Genomic DNA, 15,696 nt, shown 5'->3' with positions numbered 1-15,696 from the left:
TCAGGCTCCGCCTGACAGACTGTCTGCATGCGCATTGTGGTTCTGGCCGGCGGCATCGGCGGCGCCCGTTTCCTCCGCGGTCTCAAGCAGGCCGCGCCCGAAGCGGACGTCACGGTGATCGGCAACACCGGCGACGACATCCATCTGTTCGGACTGAAGGTCTGCCCCGACCTCGACACCGTGATGTACACCCTCGGCGGTGGCATCAACGAGGAGCAGGGCTGGGGCCGTACGGACGAGACCTTCCAGGTCAAGAGCGAGCTCGCGGCGTACGGCGTGGGACCCGAGTGGTTCGGTCTCGGCGACCGCGACTTCGCCACGCACATCGTCCGTACGCAGATGCTGAGCGCGGGCTATCCGCTCAGCGCCGTCACCGAGGCGCTCTGCGCGCGCTGGAACCCGGGCGTGCGGCTGCTGCCGATGTCCGACGACCGCGTCGAAACGCATGTCGCCGTCGAGGTCGAGGGCGAGCGCAAGGTCGTCCACTTCCAGGAGTACTGGGTGAAGCTGCGGGCGTCCGTGGCCGCGGAGGCCGTCGTGCCCGTCGGCGCGGACCAGGCGAAGCCGGCGCCCGGGGTGCTGGAGGCGATCGCCGCCGCCGACGTCATCCTCTTCCCGCCTTCCAACCCCGTCGTCAGCGTCGGCACGATCCTGGCCGTGCCGGGGATCCGCGAGGCCATAGCCGAAGCGGGCGTCCCGGTCGTGGGCCTGTCCCCCATCGTCGGGGACGCGCCGGTGCGCGGCATGGCGGACAAGGTCCTGGCCGCGGTGGGCGTGGAGGCGACGGCCGCGGCCGTCGCCCAGCACTACGGCTCCGGGCTGCTCGACGGCTGGCTGGTCGACACGGTGGACGCGGGCGCGGTGGCGGAGGTCGAGGCGGCGGGGATCCGCTGCCGGGCCGTGCCGCTGCTGATGACGGATGTGGACGCGACCGCCGAGATGGCGCGTCAGGCGCTGGCCCTGGCCGAGGAGGTACGGGCGTGAACCCGCCCTCCTACCGGGTCTGGGCGCTGCCCGGTCTTGCGGAGGTCCAGCCGGGCGACGACCTCGCGAAGCTGATCACCGCGGCCTCACCGGAGCTGGTGGACGGCGACGTACTGCTCGTCACCTCGAAGATCGTGAGCAAGGCGGAGGGGCGGGTCGTCGAGGCGGCCGACCGCGAGGCAGCCATCGACGCGGAGACGGTACGGGTGGTGGCGCGGCGCGGCACCCTTCGTATCGTCGAGAACCGGCAGGGCCTGGTGATGGCCGCGGCCGGGGTCGACGCCTCCAACACCCCTGCGGGGACAGTGCTGTTGCTGCCCGCCGATCCTGATGCCTCGGCGCGGGCGATCCGCGAAGGGCTGCGGGAGTCGCTCGGGGTCGACGTCGGCGTGATCGTCACGGACACCTTCGGGCGGCCCTGGCGCAACGGTCTGACCGATGTCGCGATCGGCGCTGCGGGCGTGCGGGTACTGGACGATCTGCGCGGCGGGGCCGATACGTACGGCAATCCGCTGAGCGCGACCGTCGTCGCCACCGCGGACGAACTGGCCGCGGCGGGCGACCTGGTGAAGGGCAAGGTGGCGGGTCTGCCGGTCGCGGTGGTGCGCGGTCTGCCGCATCTGGTGGCCGACGCGGCCGAGGGAGCGCGGGCGATGGTCCGGGTCGCGGCCGACGACATGTTCCGGCTGGGGACCTCGGAGGCGGTACGGGAGGCGGTGACCCAGCGCCGTACGGTGCGGGAGTTCACGGACGAGCCGGTGGACGGCGGTGCGGTGCGCCGCGCCGTCGCCGCGGCTGTGACGGCTCCGGCGCCGCATCACACGACGCCCTGGCGGTTCGTACTCCTCGAATCCGCTGCGGCGCGCACCGGGTTGCTCGACGCGATGCGGGACGCGTGGATCGCGGACCTGCGGCGCGACGGCAAGTCGGAAGAGTCCATCGCGAAGCGGGTGCGGCGCGGGGACGTGCTGCGCAAGGCGCCGTATCTGGTCGTGCCGTGCCTGGTGGCGGACGGCTCGCACCACTACGGGGACGAGCGCCGGGACGCCGCCGAGCGCGAGATGTTCGTGGTCGCTGCGGGCGCGGGCGTGCAGAACTTCCTGGTGGCGCTGGCGGGTGAGCGGCTCGGCTCGGCGTGGGTGTCGTCGACGATGTTCTGCCGCGAGGTCGTACGGGACGTGCTGCGGCTGCCGCAGGAGTGGGACCCGATGGGCGCGGTGGCGGTCGGGCATGCGGCCGGGGCGCCGAAGGAACGGCCGGCGCGGGAGGCGGGGGACTTCATCGAGGTGCGGTGACGCGCCCTTGCGCCCCGCAGCCGTCAGGAGTGGTACAGCACGCGTACGACCATCGCGTCGGCCGGCAGGGCGTCGAGGCAGGCGTCGAGGCTGCGGCGGCACGCGTGCGTGCCGCCCTCGAAGCAGCGGCCGTCCAGTGTGAGCAGGGCCCAGGTCGGCAGTACGTCTGCGGTCTTGAGCTCGACGAAGGCGGCGAGGTCGTCCCCGTAGACGGCCACCGGGTCGTCACCGAGACGGTCGTGCAGCTCGGACTCCGCGCGCAGCGCCCGGATCACCGGCTGGTCACCGAAGTCCTCCAGCGCCTGCCGCTCCGGGTAGCCGGCCGGGTCGAGGAAGGCCTTCTGCCAGAAGTGGCCCAGCGGCAGGGACGGCGGATACGCCGCGGCGAACTCCTGCCACTCGTGCCGGCGCCTCGCGGCATCCTCGGCTGCCGGGGCCCGGTCGGCGTCGAAGTCCAGCAGTCCCTTGGGGCCTCCGTCGCACCGATTGCGGGGCCGCGCCCTGTGCTCGTCCTCGCCCTCCCTGACGATCCTCGGATCGTCCTCGTGCCCGGCCAGCACCGCGAACTCCCAGCCGCCGGCGGAGATGTACCAGTAGTCCCACTCCCCCACCGAGTCCGGTTGGGGGACGTCGGCGCGATTGTCGTCGTAGGGCGCCATGGCCGCGCCGATCGCCCGCTGGAGGTCATCGGGTTCGCACGGGGCGAGACAGACGGTGACGCGTTGCTTGGCCCTTCTGCCCTCGGTGTTCTACAGGCCGGCGATGTCTGTGCGGGGCATCTTGGGCACGCGGCGGGGCGGGGTGCGGCCGCTCAGCAGGATCAGACGGGCGGCGCGGTGGCGCTGGCCGGCGTACGGGGCCAGGAGTTCGAGCATCGCCGCGTCGTCGGCGTCGCGGTCGCCCGCGAGCGCGTAGCCGACGATGCCCGGCAGATGCACATCGCCGACGGAGACGGCGTCGGGGGCGCCGTTGCTGCGCTGGACCGTTTCGGCGGAGGTCCAGGGGCCGATGCCGGAGATCAACTCCAGCCTTGCCCGGGCCTGTTCGGGCTCCATGGCTGCGGCCTCCTCCAGGCGGCGGGCGACGCGGACCGCGCGCAGGATCGTCGATGCGCGCTTGTTGTCGACGCCCGCGCGGTGCCACTCCCAGGAAGGGATCAGCGCCCAGGTGCGGGGCTCGGGCATCACGTACATACGCGGTGCAGGGCCGGGCGCGGGTTCGCCGTACTTGCGTACGAGCAGCCGCCAGGCTCGGTACGCCTCGTCCGTGGTGACCTTCTGCTCCAGGATCGAGGGGATCAGGGATTCCAGGACCAGGCCGGTGCGGGACAGGCGGAGGCCGGGGCGGCGGTGCTGGGAGGCGGCGAGTAGGCGGTGGCGCGGGGTGAAGGCGGCGGGGTCGTCCGCCTCACCGAGCAGCGTGGGGAGGTGCTCGAGCAGCCAGTCGGCGCCGGGGCCCCATGCCTCGGCCTCGGCGGCGCCGGCGCTCGTGTGCAGGGCGACGCGGAGGGTGCCGGGGCCGGCGGGCGTACGGCTGGTGCGCCAGACGGAGCCGTCCGGGGTCGTACGGAAGGTGGGGTCGCCGGGCCCGCGACGGTGCGGCCCGAGCACGAGCCCGAGATCGAGGGGCCCGGGGGGCGTCCAGCCCCGGGTGCTGGAGCCGGCCCGCGTCTGCGCGGGGATGCCGGAGGGGACGGTGGTGTGGCCGCCTCGCACGGTGGTGCGGGTGGGGGTGCGGGGGGCGAAGCGTCCTGACACGGCGGGGGTCCTCGGGGATCGGGTGCCTTCTGAGGGTAGGCGGTGTTGTTCCCCCACCCCGCCCCTTCCCGGAACCGGGGACTGCGCCCCCAGGCCCCCTGGGGGCGGGGGAACGTGGGGCCGGCGCCCCCACACCCGAAGCGCCGACTTCGCGGCGCGGGATCCCCGGGGCCGCCTCGGGGTGTGTCCTCGATCGCCGGACGGGCTTGATTCGCCGATTGAGGAGCGGGGTCCGGGGCGAAGCCCGGCTACTGGTCCGACGAGAACCGCACCGATGACGGCGGTAGCACCGCCTCGCACCACACCCGCGCGCCGTCGCGGAGCTCGTTGTCCGCGCCTACCGACGCGCCGTCGCCGATCACCACGCCCGACAGGACCGTGCGGGGTCCGATTCTCGCGCCCGCGCCGATCAAGGAGGCGGAGATCTCCGCGCCCTCCTCCACCACCGCGCCCTCCAGGATCGCGCTGCCGTCGATACGGGCGCCGGCGCCGATCCGGGCGCCACGGCCGACTACCGTGCCGCCCGTCAGCTTCGCGTCGGGTGCCACTGTCGCCGACGGCAGTACCAGGCGGTCGCCGCAGCGGCCCGGGACCGCCGGGGACGGGGCACGGCCCATGACCAGGTCGGCCGAGCCGCGGACGAAGGCCTGCGGGGTGCCGAGATCCAGCCAGTACGTGGAGTCGACCATGCCCTGGAGGTGGGCTCCGGAAGACAGCAGATCCGGGAAGGTCTCACGTTCGACCGAGACCGGGCGGCCCGTCGGGATGGTGTCGATGACCGAGCGACGGAAGACGTACGCGCCCGCGTTGATCTGGTCGGTGACGATCTCCTCGGGCGTCTGCGGCTTCTCCAGGAAGGCCGTGACGCGACCGGAGGAGTCTGTCGGGACCAGACCGAACGCCCGCGGATCCTCGACCCTGGTGAGGTGGAGCGAGACGTCCGCGCCGGACGACTGGTGCGTGGCGACGAGCGCCTCGATGTCCAGGCCCGTCAGGATGTCGCCGTTGAAGATCAGGACCGGGTCCTCGGGGCCCGAGTGCAGCCGCGACGCGACATTGCGGATCGCCCCGCCCGTACCGAGCGGCTCCTCCTCGGTGACGTACTCCAGGTGGAGGCCGAGCGAGGAGCCGTCGCCGAAGTACGGCTCGAAGACCTCGGCCAGGTACGACGTGGCCAGCACGATGTGCTCGACCCCCGCCGCCCGCGCCCGCGCCAGCTGATGCGTCAGGAACGGGACGCCCGCCGCCGGAACCATCGGCTTCGGCGTGTTGACGGTGAGCGGACGCAGCCGGGTGCCCTTGCCGCCGACCAGGAGGATCGCTTCTGTCACCTTGTCGTCTCTGCTTCCTGCTGGGGCCGGCATGCTCACTCGTTCGAGACCGGCAGTGTATGCAGTTCGTCGGCGCTTTCCCCGTCAGGTCCGGCCCTGCAGCGTGGCCGAGGAAGTCCGGGCCGTGCCGAGCCTGGCGTAGAGATGACTTCCCGGACATTCCGTGAAGAATCCGTCCCGGTGCCCGGAGATGGCGTTGAAACTGACGTTCTTGCCCTTCTCGTACTTGCCGCTCCCTCCCGACGTCAGCACCGACTTGCCACGGGGGTCGATTCCGTACAGTCCGAGCTTCCAGGCGGTCAGCTGCGCGACGGCGTCCACCGCGACCGCGGGCGGGGTGGACAGACTGTATGTGCCGAGCACGGCGATACCCATGCTGTCCGTGTTGAATCCCAGAGTGTGCGCGCCGAGGACCGGTTTGGCCACGCCTCCCGCGCGCCCTTCGTAGATGTTTCCGCACTTGTCGACGGCGAAGTTGTAGCCGAAGTCGCGCCAGCCACTGCTCACTACGTGGTAGCGGTAGATACTGCGCAGGACGGAGGGCGCCTGCTCGCAGGTATAGCTGTTGCCGGTGGCGGTGTGGTGCACGAAGGCGACCTTCACGGAATTGGTGTAGACGAAGCCCGGTTCGCGCAGCGACTCGCTCGCACCCCACCCCTTGCGCGTAATGATGCGCGGGCGCGGTCCGATGTAAGGACTCAACTCCACGGCGCCGACCGCCCCTGCCGCTGTCGCGTCCTCTTCGGCCTGCGCCACGGCCTGCGCTTCCGTCTCCGCCACGGAAAGCGCCGGGAGCACATCCTCATCCTCCGTCGACGTCGGCTCGTCGTCGGCCCGCTCCACCTCGTCCACCGGCGGCGCCTGGCCGGCTGCCGACTCCTCGCCGGGGTCGACGAGTTCGAGGCTCAAACCTTCGGGCAGCGGCCACGGATCCGTCGGCTGCGCGCGTACGCGTACCTCGACGCCGTCCGACGCCCCGACCCAGAGCGGGGCCGTGGCACCGCGGGCCCTCCCCCATTCGCTCTCCCGGGTGCCGGGATCGGCGCGATGATCGGCGTTGTGGGTCTCCACGCCCTGCCAGCCGGACCACGCGCCGGAGGCGACGGCCCTGGTGCGGACCTGGACGGTGCCGTGCAGTTCGGCGTTCACGTCGTCCCAGACGACGCCGAGCAGGGAGAACGGTCTGACCTCACGTTCGGTCAGACCCTGTTCCGCCGCGGGCCCGAGGGACCGCTCCGATGTCGTCGCCCCGATGGCTGCGAGCGGCAGGGACTGGGTGGAGCCGGGCACATCGGGCGCCCGGGGCGCCACGGCGGCGGCGCCGGAGGGCAGCGAGAGCGGGAGTACGAGCGCGGCGGTGCACGCGATGCCGATCGAAAAAGCTAGGAATCCACGCATGGGTTCGATCCTGTGCCGGGGCCGCCGACTCCGCTCCCCCAGGAACTGACGGCGCAGCGGTCCGACCGGTGTACGCATCACCGGTACGGCGGCCTGTCCAGTCACCGTGCCGCGTACGCTTGCGCGCGTGAACGCCAGCGACCGTACCCCCGCCGACCTGCTGCGATCCGCGCTCGCCGCGGACCCGGCGCGCCCCTTGGTCACCTTCTACGACGACGCCACCGGTGAGCGCGTCGAATTGTCCGTGGCCACCTTCGCCAATTGGGTGGCCAAAACGGCGAATCTGCTCCAGGGCGATCTTGCCGCCGCGCCCGGCGACCGGCTCGCGCTGCTGCTTCCCGCGCACTGGCAGAGCGCGGTCTGGCTGCTCGCCTGCTCCTCGGTCGGGGTGACCGTGGAGGTGGGCGGCGACCCGGCGGACGCCGATCTCGTCGTCAGCGGACCGGACACGCTGGAGGCGGCGCTGGCCTGTTCCGGGGAGCGGGTCGCTCTCGCGCTGCGGCCGCTGGGGGGCCGTTTCCCGCAGCCGCCGGCGGGCTTCGCCGACTACGCGGTGGAGGTGCCGGGGCAGGGCGACCGTTTCGCTCCGTACGCGCCGGTGGACCCGGCCGCGCCCGCGCTCGCCGTCGGCGGCTTGGAGCTGACGGGCGTACAGCTGGTCGAGCGGGCCCGCGCGGACGCGGCCGACTTGGGACTTTCGCCCGGCTCGCGGCTGCTGACGGGGCGCGCGTACGACTCCTGGGAGGGGCTGTCGGCCGGGCTGTTCGCGCCGCTCGCGGCCGGCGGGTCGGTGGTGCTGTGCCACCATCTCGGCGAGCTGTCCCAAGAGGGCCTCGAGAAGCGGATCGAGAGCGAGCGCGTCACCAACACCGCCGTATGACAAGCCTCTGAAGTCCACTCGTGTGGCGCACACACGGGCCGAGCCCCCGGGCCTCAGCGTCAACTCCGGTACATGATCGGCGATACCCGTGCTTAAAAAGACAACCAAGCGTGAGGTTCGGCCGTCTAGTCCTGCGATCGGCGACCCAGCGCGCCGCCGACGCCGTGAAGGATGGACGCAGACGTGACGGAGAGTGCTGGCACGCCCGCCGAACCGGACAGGCCGGCCGACGACGAGCCGGCCGCGGGAACGCCCGGGCACGAGGCGGACGAGGTCCCGAAGGGCGAAGCCGGTACGGCCGGCGCGCCGCAGGACGAGGCCTCCGCCACGGTGTCCGCCGCCGACGGACAGACGTCCGGCGCCGACGGCACCGACGGCACGACCGAAGGCACCCCTGCTGAGACCGCCAACCACAAGCGCCACTGGCTGCGTTGGACCGCCCTCGGCACCTCCGTCGTCGTACTCGCCGCGGCCGGCGTCGGCTGGTGGTTCTACCGCAAGCTCGACGCCAACATCACCACAGACAGCACCGCCGCCGCCGAGCTCGAGACATACGAGAAGGAGCGCCCGGCGTCCCTCGCGCACAACGCGCAGAACATCCTGCTCCTCGGCTCAGACACCCGCTCCGGCGAGGGCAACAGCAAGTACGGCCGCGACGACGGCGGCAGCCAGCGCTCCGACACCACGATCCTGCTGCATATCGCCGCGGACCGGCAGAGCGCGACGGCGATGTCCATCCCGCGCGATCTGATGGTGACCATCCCGAGCTGCCACAAGCCCGCCGGGACCCGCACGAAAGAGCAGTTCTCGCAGTTCAACTGGGCCTTCGAGTTCGGCGGTACGGCCTGCACGATCCGTACCGTCGAGCGCTTCACCGGTATCCGCATCGACCACCACATGGTGGTCGACTTCAGCGGCTTCAAGGACATGGTCAATGCCGTGCACGGGGTCGAGGTCTGCCTCAAGGATCCGATCGACGACGCCGACGCGCACCTCAGGCTTCGCGCGGGCAAGCAGTTGCTCAACGGCGAGCAGGCCCTCGGTTTCGTACGGGCCCGCAAGTCCATCGGCAACGGCAGCGACACCGAACGCATGGACCGCCAGCAGCAGTTCCTCGGTGCGCTGGTCAAGAAGGTACAGAGCAACGGCGTACTGCTGAATCCGATCCGGCTCTACCCGGTACTGGACGCGGCGACCAAGTCGCTGACCACTGATCCGGGTCTTGACTCGCTCAAGGATCTGTACGACCTGACCCGCTCGATTCGTAACATTCCGACGGAAAAGGTGCAGTTCCTGACGGTTCCGCGGCAGCCGTACAGCGCCGACCCGAACCGCGACGAGCTCATCGAGTCCGAGGCCGCCCAGCTCTTCAAGCGGCTGCGGGAGGACACACCCGTCACGGTCGTCTCCGGGGGCAAGGGGAAGTCCGGGGACGAGGACAAGAACCGGGAATCCGAAAAGGCGTCGCAGCGGCCCACGGCCGGGACCGACGAGAAGCCCGACGACAGCGCAGCCGGGGGGCCGACACCGACGCCGACTTTCTCCGGCACGAATGCCGCTGTGGGCATGTGTGAGTAAAGCGATGACCAAGCCGGAGTCGGCAGTCCATGACGATTGGGCGGAATGCCCGCTTGTAAGGGACGTGGAATTTGTCACGAGCGTCGCTCGACGCTGAACTGGGCGGATAGTGTGACGCGACCTGGTGCTACCGACCCTGGGTCGCGCACCTGCTGGATCGAAAGACCGAGCGCCCTTCGGGGGAGGCGCCTCGCGTGGCACCGACGGAGGACTCAAGCAACCGTGGATGCGCAAAGCCGTGGGCGGGACGAGATCGACCCCGCCGACCAGTGGGTCCTCAACCCGCAGACCGGTAATTACGAACTGCGACTGGATCAATCCGGACCGCAGTCATCGGCCGCGAGAAGCACGGCTCCCAGGACCCCGGCCCCGCGAAGTTCGACGCGCCGCAGTCCCGTCGTGCCGGGCGAGACGCCGGGCAGGGAGACGCCGGGCCGCGAGACGCCGGGCCATCAGGTCCCGGGCCAGCGCTCGCGCCGCGCGGGCAACGCCTCCGGCGGTACGACACCGCCCACGGCGGGCCGGCGCAAGCGCAAGCAGCCCAAGTCGCGCAAGAAGAAGGCGCTGCTGTGGACGGGCGGCGTGATGGCCTTCATCGTCGTCGCCGGCTCCGTCGGTGCGTACCTCGTCTACCAGCACTTCGACTCGAACCTGAACACGGTCGACGTCGCGGGCGCGGGCAGCGGCGGCTTCAAGAAGGACCAGGCCGTCAACATCCTGGTGATCGGCACGGACAAGCGGTCCGGCAAGGGCAATGGCGGCTACGGCGACAAGAACAGCGTCGGCCACGCCGACACCTCGATCCTCTTCCATGTCTCCAAGGACCGGACCAACGCGACCGCGCTGTCCATCCCGCGTGACCTGATCACCGACATCCCGAACTGCGAGACCAAGACCGCGGACGGCACCAAGGTCATAGGCGGTACGCACAAGACCCGGTTCAACGAGAGCCTCGGCCAGGAGGGCCGCGACCCCGGCTGCACCATGCGTACGGTCAAGGAGCTCACCGGGCTGACCGTCGACCACTTCATGATGGCCGACTTCAACGCGGTGAAGTCGATGACGACAGCCGTCGGTGGCGTCGAGGTCTGTCTCGCCAAGGACATCCATGACAAGGACTCCAAGCTCAACCTGCCGGCGGGCAAGCACGTCCTCGAAGGTGAGCAGGCGCTTGCCTTCGTCCGTACGCGTCACTCGGTGGGCTTCGGCGGCGACCTGAGCCGGATCGAGATCCAGCAGCAGTTCCTGAGCTCGCTGATCCGGAAGATGAAGTCCAGCGACACCCTCTCCAGCCCCACCAAGATGTGGGACCTGGCCGAGGCCGCCACCAAGGCACTCACGGTCGACAGCGGGATAGGAAAGATCTCGAGGCTCCGGGATCTCGGTATGGAGCTCTCGAAGGTGAATCCGAAGAACATCACGTTCGCCACCGTGCCGGTGGTCGACAACACCGACGGCGCGACCGTGCTGCTCAACGAGGCCAAGGCCAAGCCGCTGTTCGCGATGATGCAGAACGACACCTCGCTCACCGAGGTGAAGCAGAAGGAGCAGGACGCCAAGAACAAGCAGCAGACCCTGCTCAAGGGGTCCAGGGCGACCGCCTCCGAGGTACGGGTCGCGGTCTTCAACGGCAGTGAGACGCAGGGTGCGGCACTGGCGACCCTCACCTGGCTGCAGAACGAGGAAGGCGTACTGAAGTCGAGCAATGAGGGCAACGCCCCGCAGAAGCTCGCCAGGACGACGCTGACGTACGCACCGAACCAGGCGGAGCAGGCCCGCAAGCTCGCGGACCTGATGGGTCTGCCGGCCGAGGCTCTGAAGCCGGGCACGAAGGACGCCGTGGGGCGTGAGGCAATGACCCTGACCCTCGGCGCGGATTACAGGGGCGCAGGGGTGCCCATCACCGGACCGGCCAAGGCGCCGGAGGGTGTGCAGAAGGTCGAAGCAGACAAACAGGTATGTGCCAAATGACGCCGGAACACCGGGTCATGGGGCGAGCCTGAACGACAGGGGGGACCCGGGGTGGGACAGAACAGGGTGCGGGGGGAGGGGACGCGGGATCGCGTCCGGCAGGCCCGTGAGCTGGGATGGGACGACAGCCTGTACGGCGAGGGGGGCGAGGCTCCCAAGGGCCGCACAGGCACGATCGGTCGCCAGGACCGGCATGACCGGCCGGCCGGCGACGACACCGCGACGGCGGAGGACGGCGGCGGTGGCACTGAGAGCGGCCACCGGCGCGGTGGCACAAGACGGGGTCGCGGAAAGGGCGGCAAGCGCCGGATACTGCGCTGGGTCGCTGCCGTGGTGTCGCTGCTGATACTCGGCACGGCCGGGGCCGGTTATCTGTACTACGAGCACCTCAACAGCAAGCTCAAGAAGGACGACCTGAACCTCGGCGGCAAGATGCGCGAGCACCAGGCCAACGCCGCGGGTCAGACGCCGCTGAACATCCTGCTGATCGGCTCGGACGCGCGGAACTCCAAGAAGAACCAGGAGCTCGGCGGCGCCAAGGAGACGTTCAACGGCGTGCCGCTGGCGGACGTACAGATGCTGGTGCACGTCTCGGCCGACCGCAGCAACATTTCGGTGATCAGCATGCCGCGCGACACCGTGCTGAAGATCCCGGAGTGCAAGGACCCGGACACCGGCAAGACGTACCGCGCCACCAAAGAGGCGCCGACCAACGAGTCGCTGGGCCGTGGCGGACCCGGCTGCACGGTGGCCACCTGGTACGAGCTCACGGGCATCACCATCGACCACTTCATGATGATCGACTTCGCGGGTGTGGTCTCCATGGCCGACGCCATCGGCGGCGTCCCGGTCTGCGTCGAGAAGAACGTCTACTCGCGCAACAAGAAGGGCCAGGGCTCCGGCCTCAAGCTGGAGGCGGGCACACACCCGGTCAAGGGCGAGCAGGCCCTGCAATGGCTGCGTACGCGCTACGGCTTCGACGACGGCACCGACCTCGCCCGCACACGCGCGCAGCACATGTACATGAACTCGATGGTCCGGGAGCTGCGCAAGAACACCAAGCTCACCGACCCGGCCAAGCTGCGCAACCTCGCCGAGGCCGCCATTGACGCGCTCACCGTCGACAAGGGCATCAACACCGTCAAGGACCTGTACGACCTGGGCGAGGAGCTCAAGAGCGTTCCCACCGGCCGGATCACCATGACCACGATGCCGAACTTCTACTCCACGCGCTTCGAAGGGAAGGTCGAGCCCCAGCCCGGCGATGCCGAGCAGCTGTTCCGGATGGTCCGCGAGGACATTCCGCTGGACGGCAAGGCCCCGAAGAAGCGGCCGACCACCACCCCGGCCGTGTCCAAGGACCCGGCGGCGGCGCCCGGTGAGATCGCGGTGACGGTGCAGAACGGTACCGGAGGCGACGGCAGGCTCGCCGAGAAGGGCCGTGCGACAGCGGTCGCCGGGGTCCTGACCGGCAAGGGGTACGCCCTGGCCAAGGCCGACAGCACGACCAACCCGCAGAAGAAAACGGTCATCCGCTTCTCCAACGCCGAGCTGGAGGGTGATGCGCAGGCAGTCGCCAAATCCCTCGGGATTCCGCTGACTTCGGTGAAGAAATCGACCGAGGTCACCGGCATCAGCCTGATCGTGGGCGCGGACTGGCGTCAGGGCGATGCCTATCCGAAGTCCACGGCGCAGCAGGACAACAAGACGCCGACGTCGGCGAAGCCCCTGAACGGCGAGGACAAGACGGCGTGCATGCCAGTGCAGCCCGGCTTCACCTGGTAGGTCGTACGCGAAGGGCCCCGGGCACGCGATGCGTACCCGGGGCCCTTCCTGCGTATCAGGCGGAGGCCGTCCGCACGGCGGGGCGGCGGCTCGCGATGACCTTCCGCGCCAGCGAGCGCGGGCTGGTCAGGAAGCCGTACCCCCACGACATGTGCATCGTGGCCAGCGCGACGGGGATCTGCAGTCGCGCCTTCAGCGGCAGGCCCCTGCCCGCGGGGACGGATCCGGCCGCGATCGCGGCCAGATAGCCGGCCGGCACCACAAAGCCCCATGGAGTGAGGGCCACGCCGGCCACGAGGCCCGCGGCGATCGCGCAGACGGCGGTCGGCGGGGCGAGGTAGCGGAGGTTGATGGAGCCGGAGTGGTAGCGGGCGACGACATGGCGCCAGCGGCCGTAGTCCTTGTACTGCTTGGCGAGCGCCTTCACAGAGGGCCGCGGCCGGTACTGGACCTTGAGCTCCGGCGAGAACCAGATGAGGCCGCCCGCCTCGCGGATACGGAAGTTCAGCTCCCAGTCCTGGGCCCGGACGAACTCCTCGTTGTAGCCGCCCTGCTGCTCCAGCGCCTCGCGCCGGAAGACACCCAGATACACGGTTTCGGCCGGGGCTGCCGCGCCGCCGGTGTGAAAGGCCGCGTTGCCGACACCTATCTTCGAGGTCATGGCGGCGGCGACCGCGTGCTCCCAGTCGTTCTCGCCCTCGGCGTGCATGATGCCGCCGACGTTCTGCGCGCCGGTCTCCTCCAGGAGCCGGACGGCGGTGGCGATGTAGTTGGCCGACAGCATGCCGTGCCCGTCGACCCGTACCACGATCGGGTGGCGCGATGCCTTGATGGCGGCATTCAGCGCGGCCGGGGTGCGGCCGGTGGGGTTCGGGACGGTGTGGACGCGGGGGTCCTCCCGTACGAGCTCGGCGGCGATCTCGTCGGTGCGGTCCGTGGACGGTCCGAGCGCGATCACCACCTCCATCTCGCCGTCGTACTCCTGCTCGAGGATGTGACGGACGGAGTTACGCAGATGCCGCTCCTCGTTGAGGACCGGCATGATCACGGAGACAGCGGGTGTGGCGTTCATCGGTCGCCACGTTACCGCGAACGGGGGACACGGACGCGCGGCGGCCGGGTCGCTGCCCGTTGTCGCAGATCGTATGGGCCTACGGTGCTCGCGATCCCTGTCACCCGCGGAGGTTTCCCACGTGCCCACGCCGCCCCGCTCCAGCCGTCCGCGGCCGGCCGCTCAGCCCAGGACCAGACGTCCGGCCGGGAGCAGACAGCCGGTCGCGAGCGGGCGGGCGGCCGGGAGCAGACGGCCGGTCGCGAGCAGACGGCCGGTCGAGCGGCCCCGCTGGGGAATGCGGGTGGCGACGTCGCTCTCGGTCCTGGTGCTGGCCGCGGGCGGCATCGGGCATGCGGTGGTGACGAGTCTGGACACCGGTATCAGCCGCGTCGACCCGTTCAGGGACATGAAGAACCGGCCCGATGCGGGCCACGGCATGAATCTGCTCGTCGTCGGCACCGACGGGCGCGACAAAATCACACGCGAGGAGAAGCAGAAGTACCGTCTGGGCGGCGCGCCCTGCCACTGCACCGACACGATCATGCTCGTGCACATCTCGGCGGACCGGGAGCGCGCGAGTGTGGTGAGCCTGCCGCGGGACACCTACGCGCAGATCCCCGAGCACATCGACGCCACCACCGGCAAGCACCACCAGCCGCACCCGCTGAAGCTCAACGCGGCGTACGCGGAAGGCGGGCCGAACCTGACGGTGCGGACCGTCGAGAACTTGACCAAGGTGAAGATCGACCATTATCTGGAGGTCGACTTCACCAGCTTCATGAAGACGGTGGACACGCTGGGCGGGGTGGAGATCTGCAACGCCCGGCCGCTGAAGGACTCGCACAGCGGTCTGGATCTCGGCGTCGGCACGCACAGGCTCACCGGCGGTCAGGCGCTGCAGTATGTGCGCTCGCGCTATGTCGACGGGGCGGCGGACCTGGGCCGGATGCAGCGCCAGCAGCGCTTCCTCGCGGCTCTCATCCACCAGGCGAGCAGCAGCGGCGTCCTGCTGAACCCGGTCAAGTTCCGGGATGTCGCCTCGACGATGCTGAACTCCGTACGGGCCGACCGGGGCTTCGGTTCGGATGAGATCCTCACGCTCGGCAAGGCGATGCGCGGCTTCACACCCGCCTCGTCGGAGTTCACGTCCGTACCGCTCGCCGACACCAGAAAGCCGGTCAAGGGCATCGGCTCCACGGTGAAGTGGGACGACGCGAAGTCGAAGAAGCTCTTCCAGACGCTGCGCGAGGACAAGCCGCTCGCCCCGCGCCGGCCGAAGACGCGGAAGGTGACACTGGTCGATGTGCCGCCGCAGCAGATCCGGGTGCAGATCTTCAACGGCACGCACACCGACGGGCTCGGCAAGCAGGTCGACGCGGCCCTGCGCTCCACCGGCTTCAACACCACCCGCGCCCCGCTGAACGGCAGCAGCCGCGAGGTGCGCCGCACCTATGTGACATACGACCCACGCTGGGACCGCTCAGCAAAATCGCTCGCGGCCGCGCTGCCGGGGTGCGAGCTGCGGGCGGCCAGGAGGCAGGGGCCGACGCTGAAGGTGACGGCGGGGCGGGACTACAAGGGGGTCACGCCGGTGCGGGCGGAGGAGGTGCCCCGGGGCGGGTTCGGCGCGGTCACCGGCGACCAGGTCGTCTGCCCGTGAGAG

Annotated in this window: 12 protein-coding genes; 7 read left to right on the top strand and 5 right to left on the bottom strand. The window is 70.3% G+C overall.

What is annotated here, in order from left to right; translation table 11 throughout:
* Nucleotides 1-27: 27 nt before the first annotated feature.
* Both cofD and AB0D12_RS17200 read left to right on the top strand, forming a co-directional pair.
* Entirely contained in the window at nt 28-984 is a 957-nt protein-coding gene (gene cofD / locus AB0D12_RS17205) for a 2-phospho-L-lactate transferase (protein WP_362682713.1), read from the top strand.
* Nucleotides 981-2,279 carry a coenzyme F420-0:L-glutamate ligase gene (locus AB0D12_RS17200; RefSeq protein WP_362682711.1) on the top strand — a complete coding sequence of 433 codons (1,299 nt, stop codon included), beginning with the start codon at nt 981-983 and terminating at the stop codon, nt 2,277-2,279. The genes cofD and AB0D12_RS17200 overlap by 4 nt, the downstream gene beginning before the upstream one ends.
* A gap of 23 nt (nt 2,280-2,302) precedes the next feature.
* On the opposite strand, the gene AB0D12_RS17195 is transcribed toward AB0D12_RS17200, so the two are convergent.
* From AB0D12_RS17195 to AB0D12_RS17180, 4 genes are all read right to left on the bottom strand, one after another.
* Complete coding sequence (locus AB0D12_RS17195; RefSeq protein WP_362682708.1) at nt 2,303-2,938, bottom strand: hypothetical protein; 636 nt, start codon at nt 2,936-2,938, stop codon at nt 2,303-2,305.
* A gap of 90 nt (nt 2,939-3,028) precedes the next feature.
* Nucleotides 3,029-4,036: a DNA-3-methyladenine glycosylase 2 family protein gene (locus AB0D12_RS17190; RefSeq protein WP_362682705.1), complete on the bottom strand. Its 1,008-nt coding sequence runs from the start codon at nt 4,034-4,036 to the stop codon at nt 3,029-3,031.
* 248 nt (nt 4,037-4,284) lie between these two features.
* Nucleotides 4,285-5,400, bottom strand: a complete 1,116-nt coding sequence (locus AB0D12_RS17185) for an NDP-sugar synthase (protein WP_362682702.1) — start codon at nt 5,398-5,400, stop codon at nt 4,285-4,287.
* Between the two features lie 51 nt (nt 5,401-5,451).
* Nucleotides 5,452-6,765 (bottom strand): N-acetylmuramoyl-L-alanine amidase, encoded by a 1,314-nt coding sequence (locus tag AB0D12_RS17180; RefSeq protein WP_362682699.1) that lies wholly within the window; start codon nt 6,763-6,765, stop codon nt 5,452-5,454.
* A gap of 127 nt (nt 6,766-6,892) precedes the next feature.
* Between AB0D12_RS17180 and AB0D12_RS17175 the strand changes: the two genes are divergently transcribed.
* The 4 genes from AB0D12_RS17175 (at nt 6,893) to AB0D12_RS17160 (ending at nt 12,979) form a co-directional block, all read left to right on the top strand.
* Nucleotides 6,893-7,645 carry a TIGR03089 family protein gene (locus AB0D12_RS17175; protein WP_362682696.1) on the top strand — a complete coding sequence of 251 codons (753 nt, stop codon included), beginning with the start codon at nt 6,893-6,895 and terminating at the stop codon, nt 7,643-7,645.
* 171 nt (nt 7,646-7,816) lie between these two features.
* Nucleotides 7,817-9,223: an LCP family protein gene (locus AB0D12_RS17170; RefSeq protein WP_362682693.1), complete on the top strand. Its 1,407-nt coding sequence runs from the start codon at nt 7,817-7,819 to the stop codon at nt 9,221-9,223.
* A 222-nt stretch (nt 9,224-9,445) separates the two neighbouring features.
* Nucleotides 9,446-11,194 (top strand): LCP family protein, encoded by a 1,749-nt coding sequence (locus tag AB0D12_RS17165; protein WP_362682690.1) that lies wholly within the window; start codon nt 9,446-9,448, stop codon nt 11,192-11,194.
* 51 nt (nt 11,195-11,245) lie between these two features.
* Nucleotides 11,246-12,979 carry an LCP family protein gene (locus AB0D12_RS17160; RefSeq protein ID WP_362682687.1) on the top strand — a complete coding sequence of 578 codons (1,734 nt, stop codon included), beginning with the start codon at nt 11,246-11,248 and terminating at the stop codon, nt 12,977-12,979.
* Nucleotides 12,980-13,034: 55 nt separating this feature from the next.
* Here the strand turns inward: AB0D12_RS17160 and AB0D12_RS17155 are convergent, their stop codons facing one another.
* Complete coding sequence (locus tag AB0D12_RS17155; protein ID WP_362682684.1) at nt 13,035-14,051, bottom strand: glycosyltransferase family 2 protein; 1,017 nt, start codon at nt 14,049-14,051, stop codon at nt 13,035-13,037.
* A gap of 277 nt (nt 14,052-14,328) precedes the next feature.
* Between AB0D12_RS17155 and AB0D12_RS17150 the strand changes: the two genes are divergently transcribed.
* Nucleotides 14,329-15,693 carry an LCP family protein gene (locus AB0D12_RS17150; protein WP_362682681.1) on the top strand — a complete coding sequence of 455 codons (1,365 nt, stop codon included), beginning with the start codon at nt 14,329-14,331 and terminating at the stop codon, nt 15,691-15,693.
* Nucleotides 15,694-15,696 lie beyond the last annotated feature (3 nt).

It is taken from the genome of Streptomyces sp. NPDC048479, from assembly GCF_040651435.1.
GTDB lineage: Bacteria > Actinomycetota > Actinomycetes > Streptomycetales > Streptomycetaceae > Streptomyces.
The sequence above is the reverse complement of the archived record's forward strand: the minus strand, read 5'-3'. Positions and strand labels throughout refer to the sequence as shown.

What these genes read in the sequence shown, in the direction of transcription:
- AB0D12_RS17195 (WP_362682708.1), bottom strand. Translation starts at nt 2,938, where the DNA reads ATGGCGCCCTACGACGACAATCGCGCCGACGTCCCCCAACCGGACTCG.
- cofD (WP_362682713.1), top strand. Translation starts at nt 28, where the DNA reads ATGCGCATTGTGGTTCTGGCCGGCGGCATCGGCGGCGCCCGTTTCCTC.
- AB0D12_RS17170 (WP_362682693.1), top strand. Translation starts at nt 7,817, where the DNA reads ATGGACGCAGACGTGACGGAGAGTGCTGGCACGCCCGCCGAACCGGAC.
- AB0D12_RS17155 (WP_362682684.1), bottom strand. Translation starts at nt 14,051, where the DNA reads ATGAACGCCACACCCGCTGTCTCCGTGATCATGCCGGTCCTCAACGAG.
- AB0D12_RS17150 (WP_362682681.1), top strand. Translation starts at nt 14,329, where the DNA reads ATGCGGGTGGCGACGTCGCTCTCGGTCCTGGTGCTGGCCGCGGGCGGC.
- AB0D12_RS17185 (WP_362682702.1), bottom strand. Translation starts at nt 5,400, where the DNA reads ATGCCGGCCCCAGCAGGAAGCAGAGACGACAAGGTGACAGAAGCGATC.
- AB0D12_RS17180 (WP_362682699.1), bottom strand. Translation starts at nt 6,765, where the DNA reads ATGCGTGGATTCCTAGCTTTTTCGATCGGCATCGCGTGCACCGCCGCG.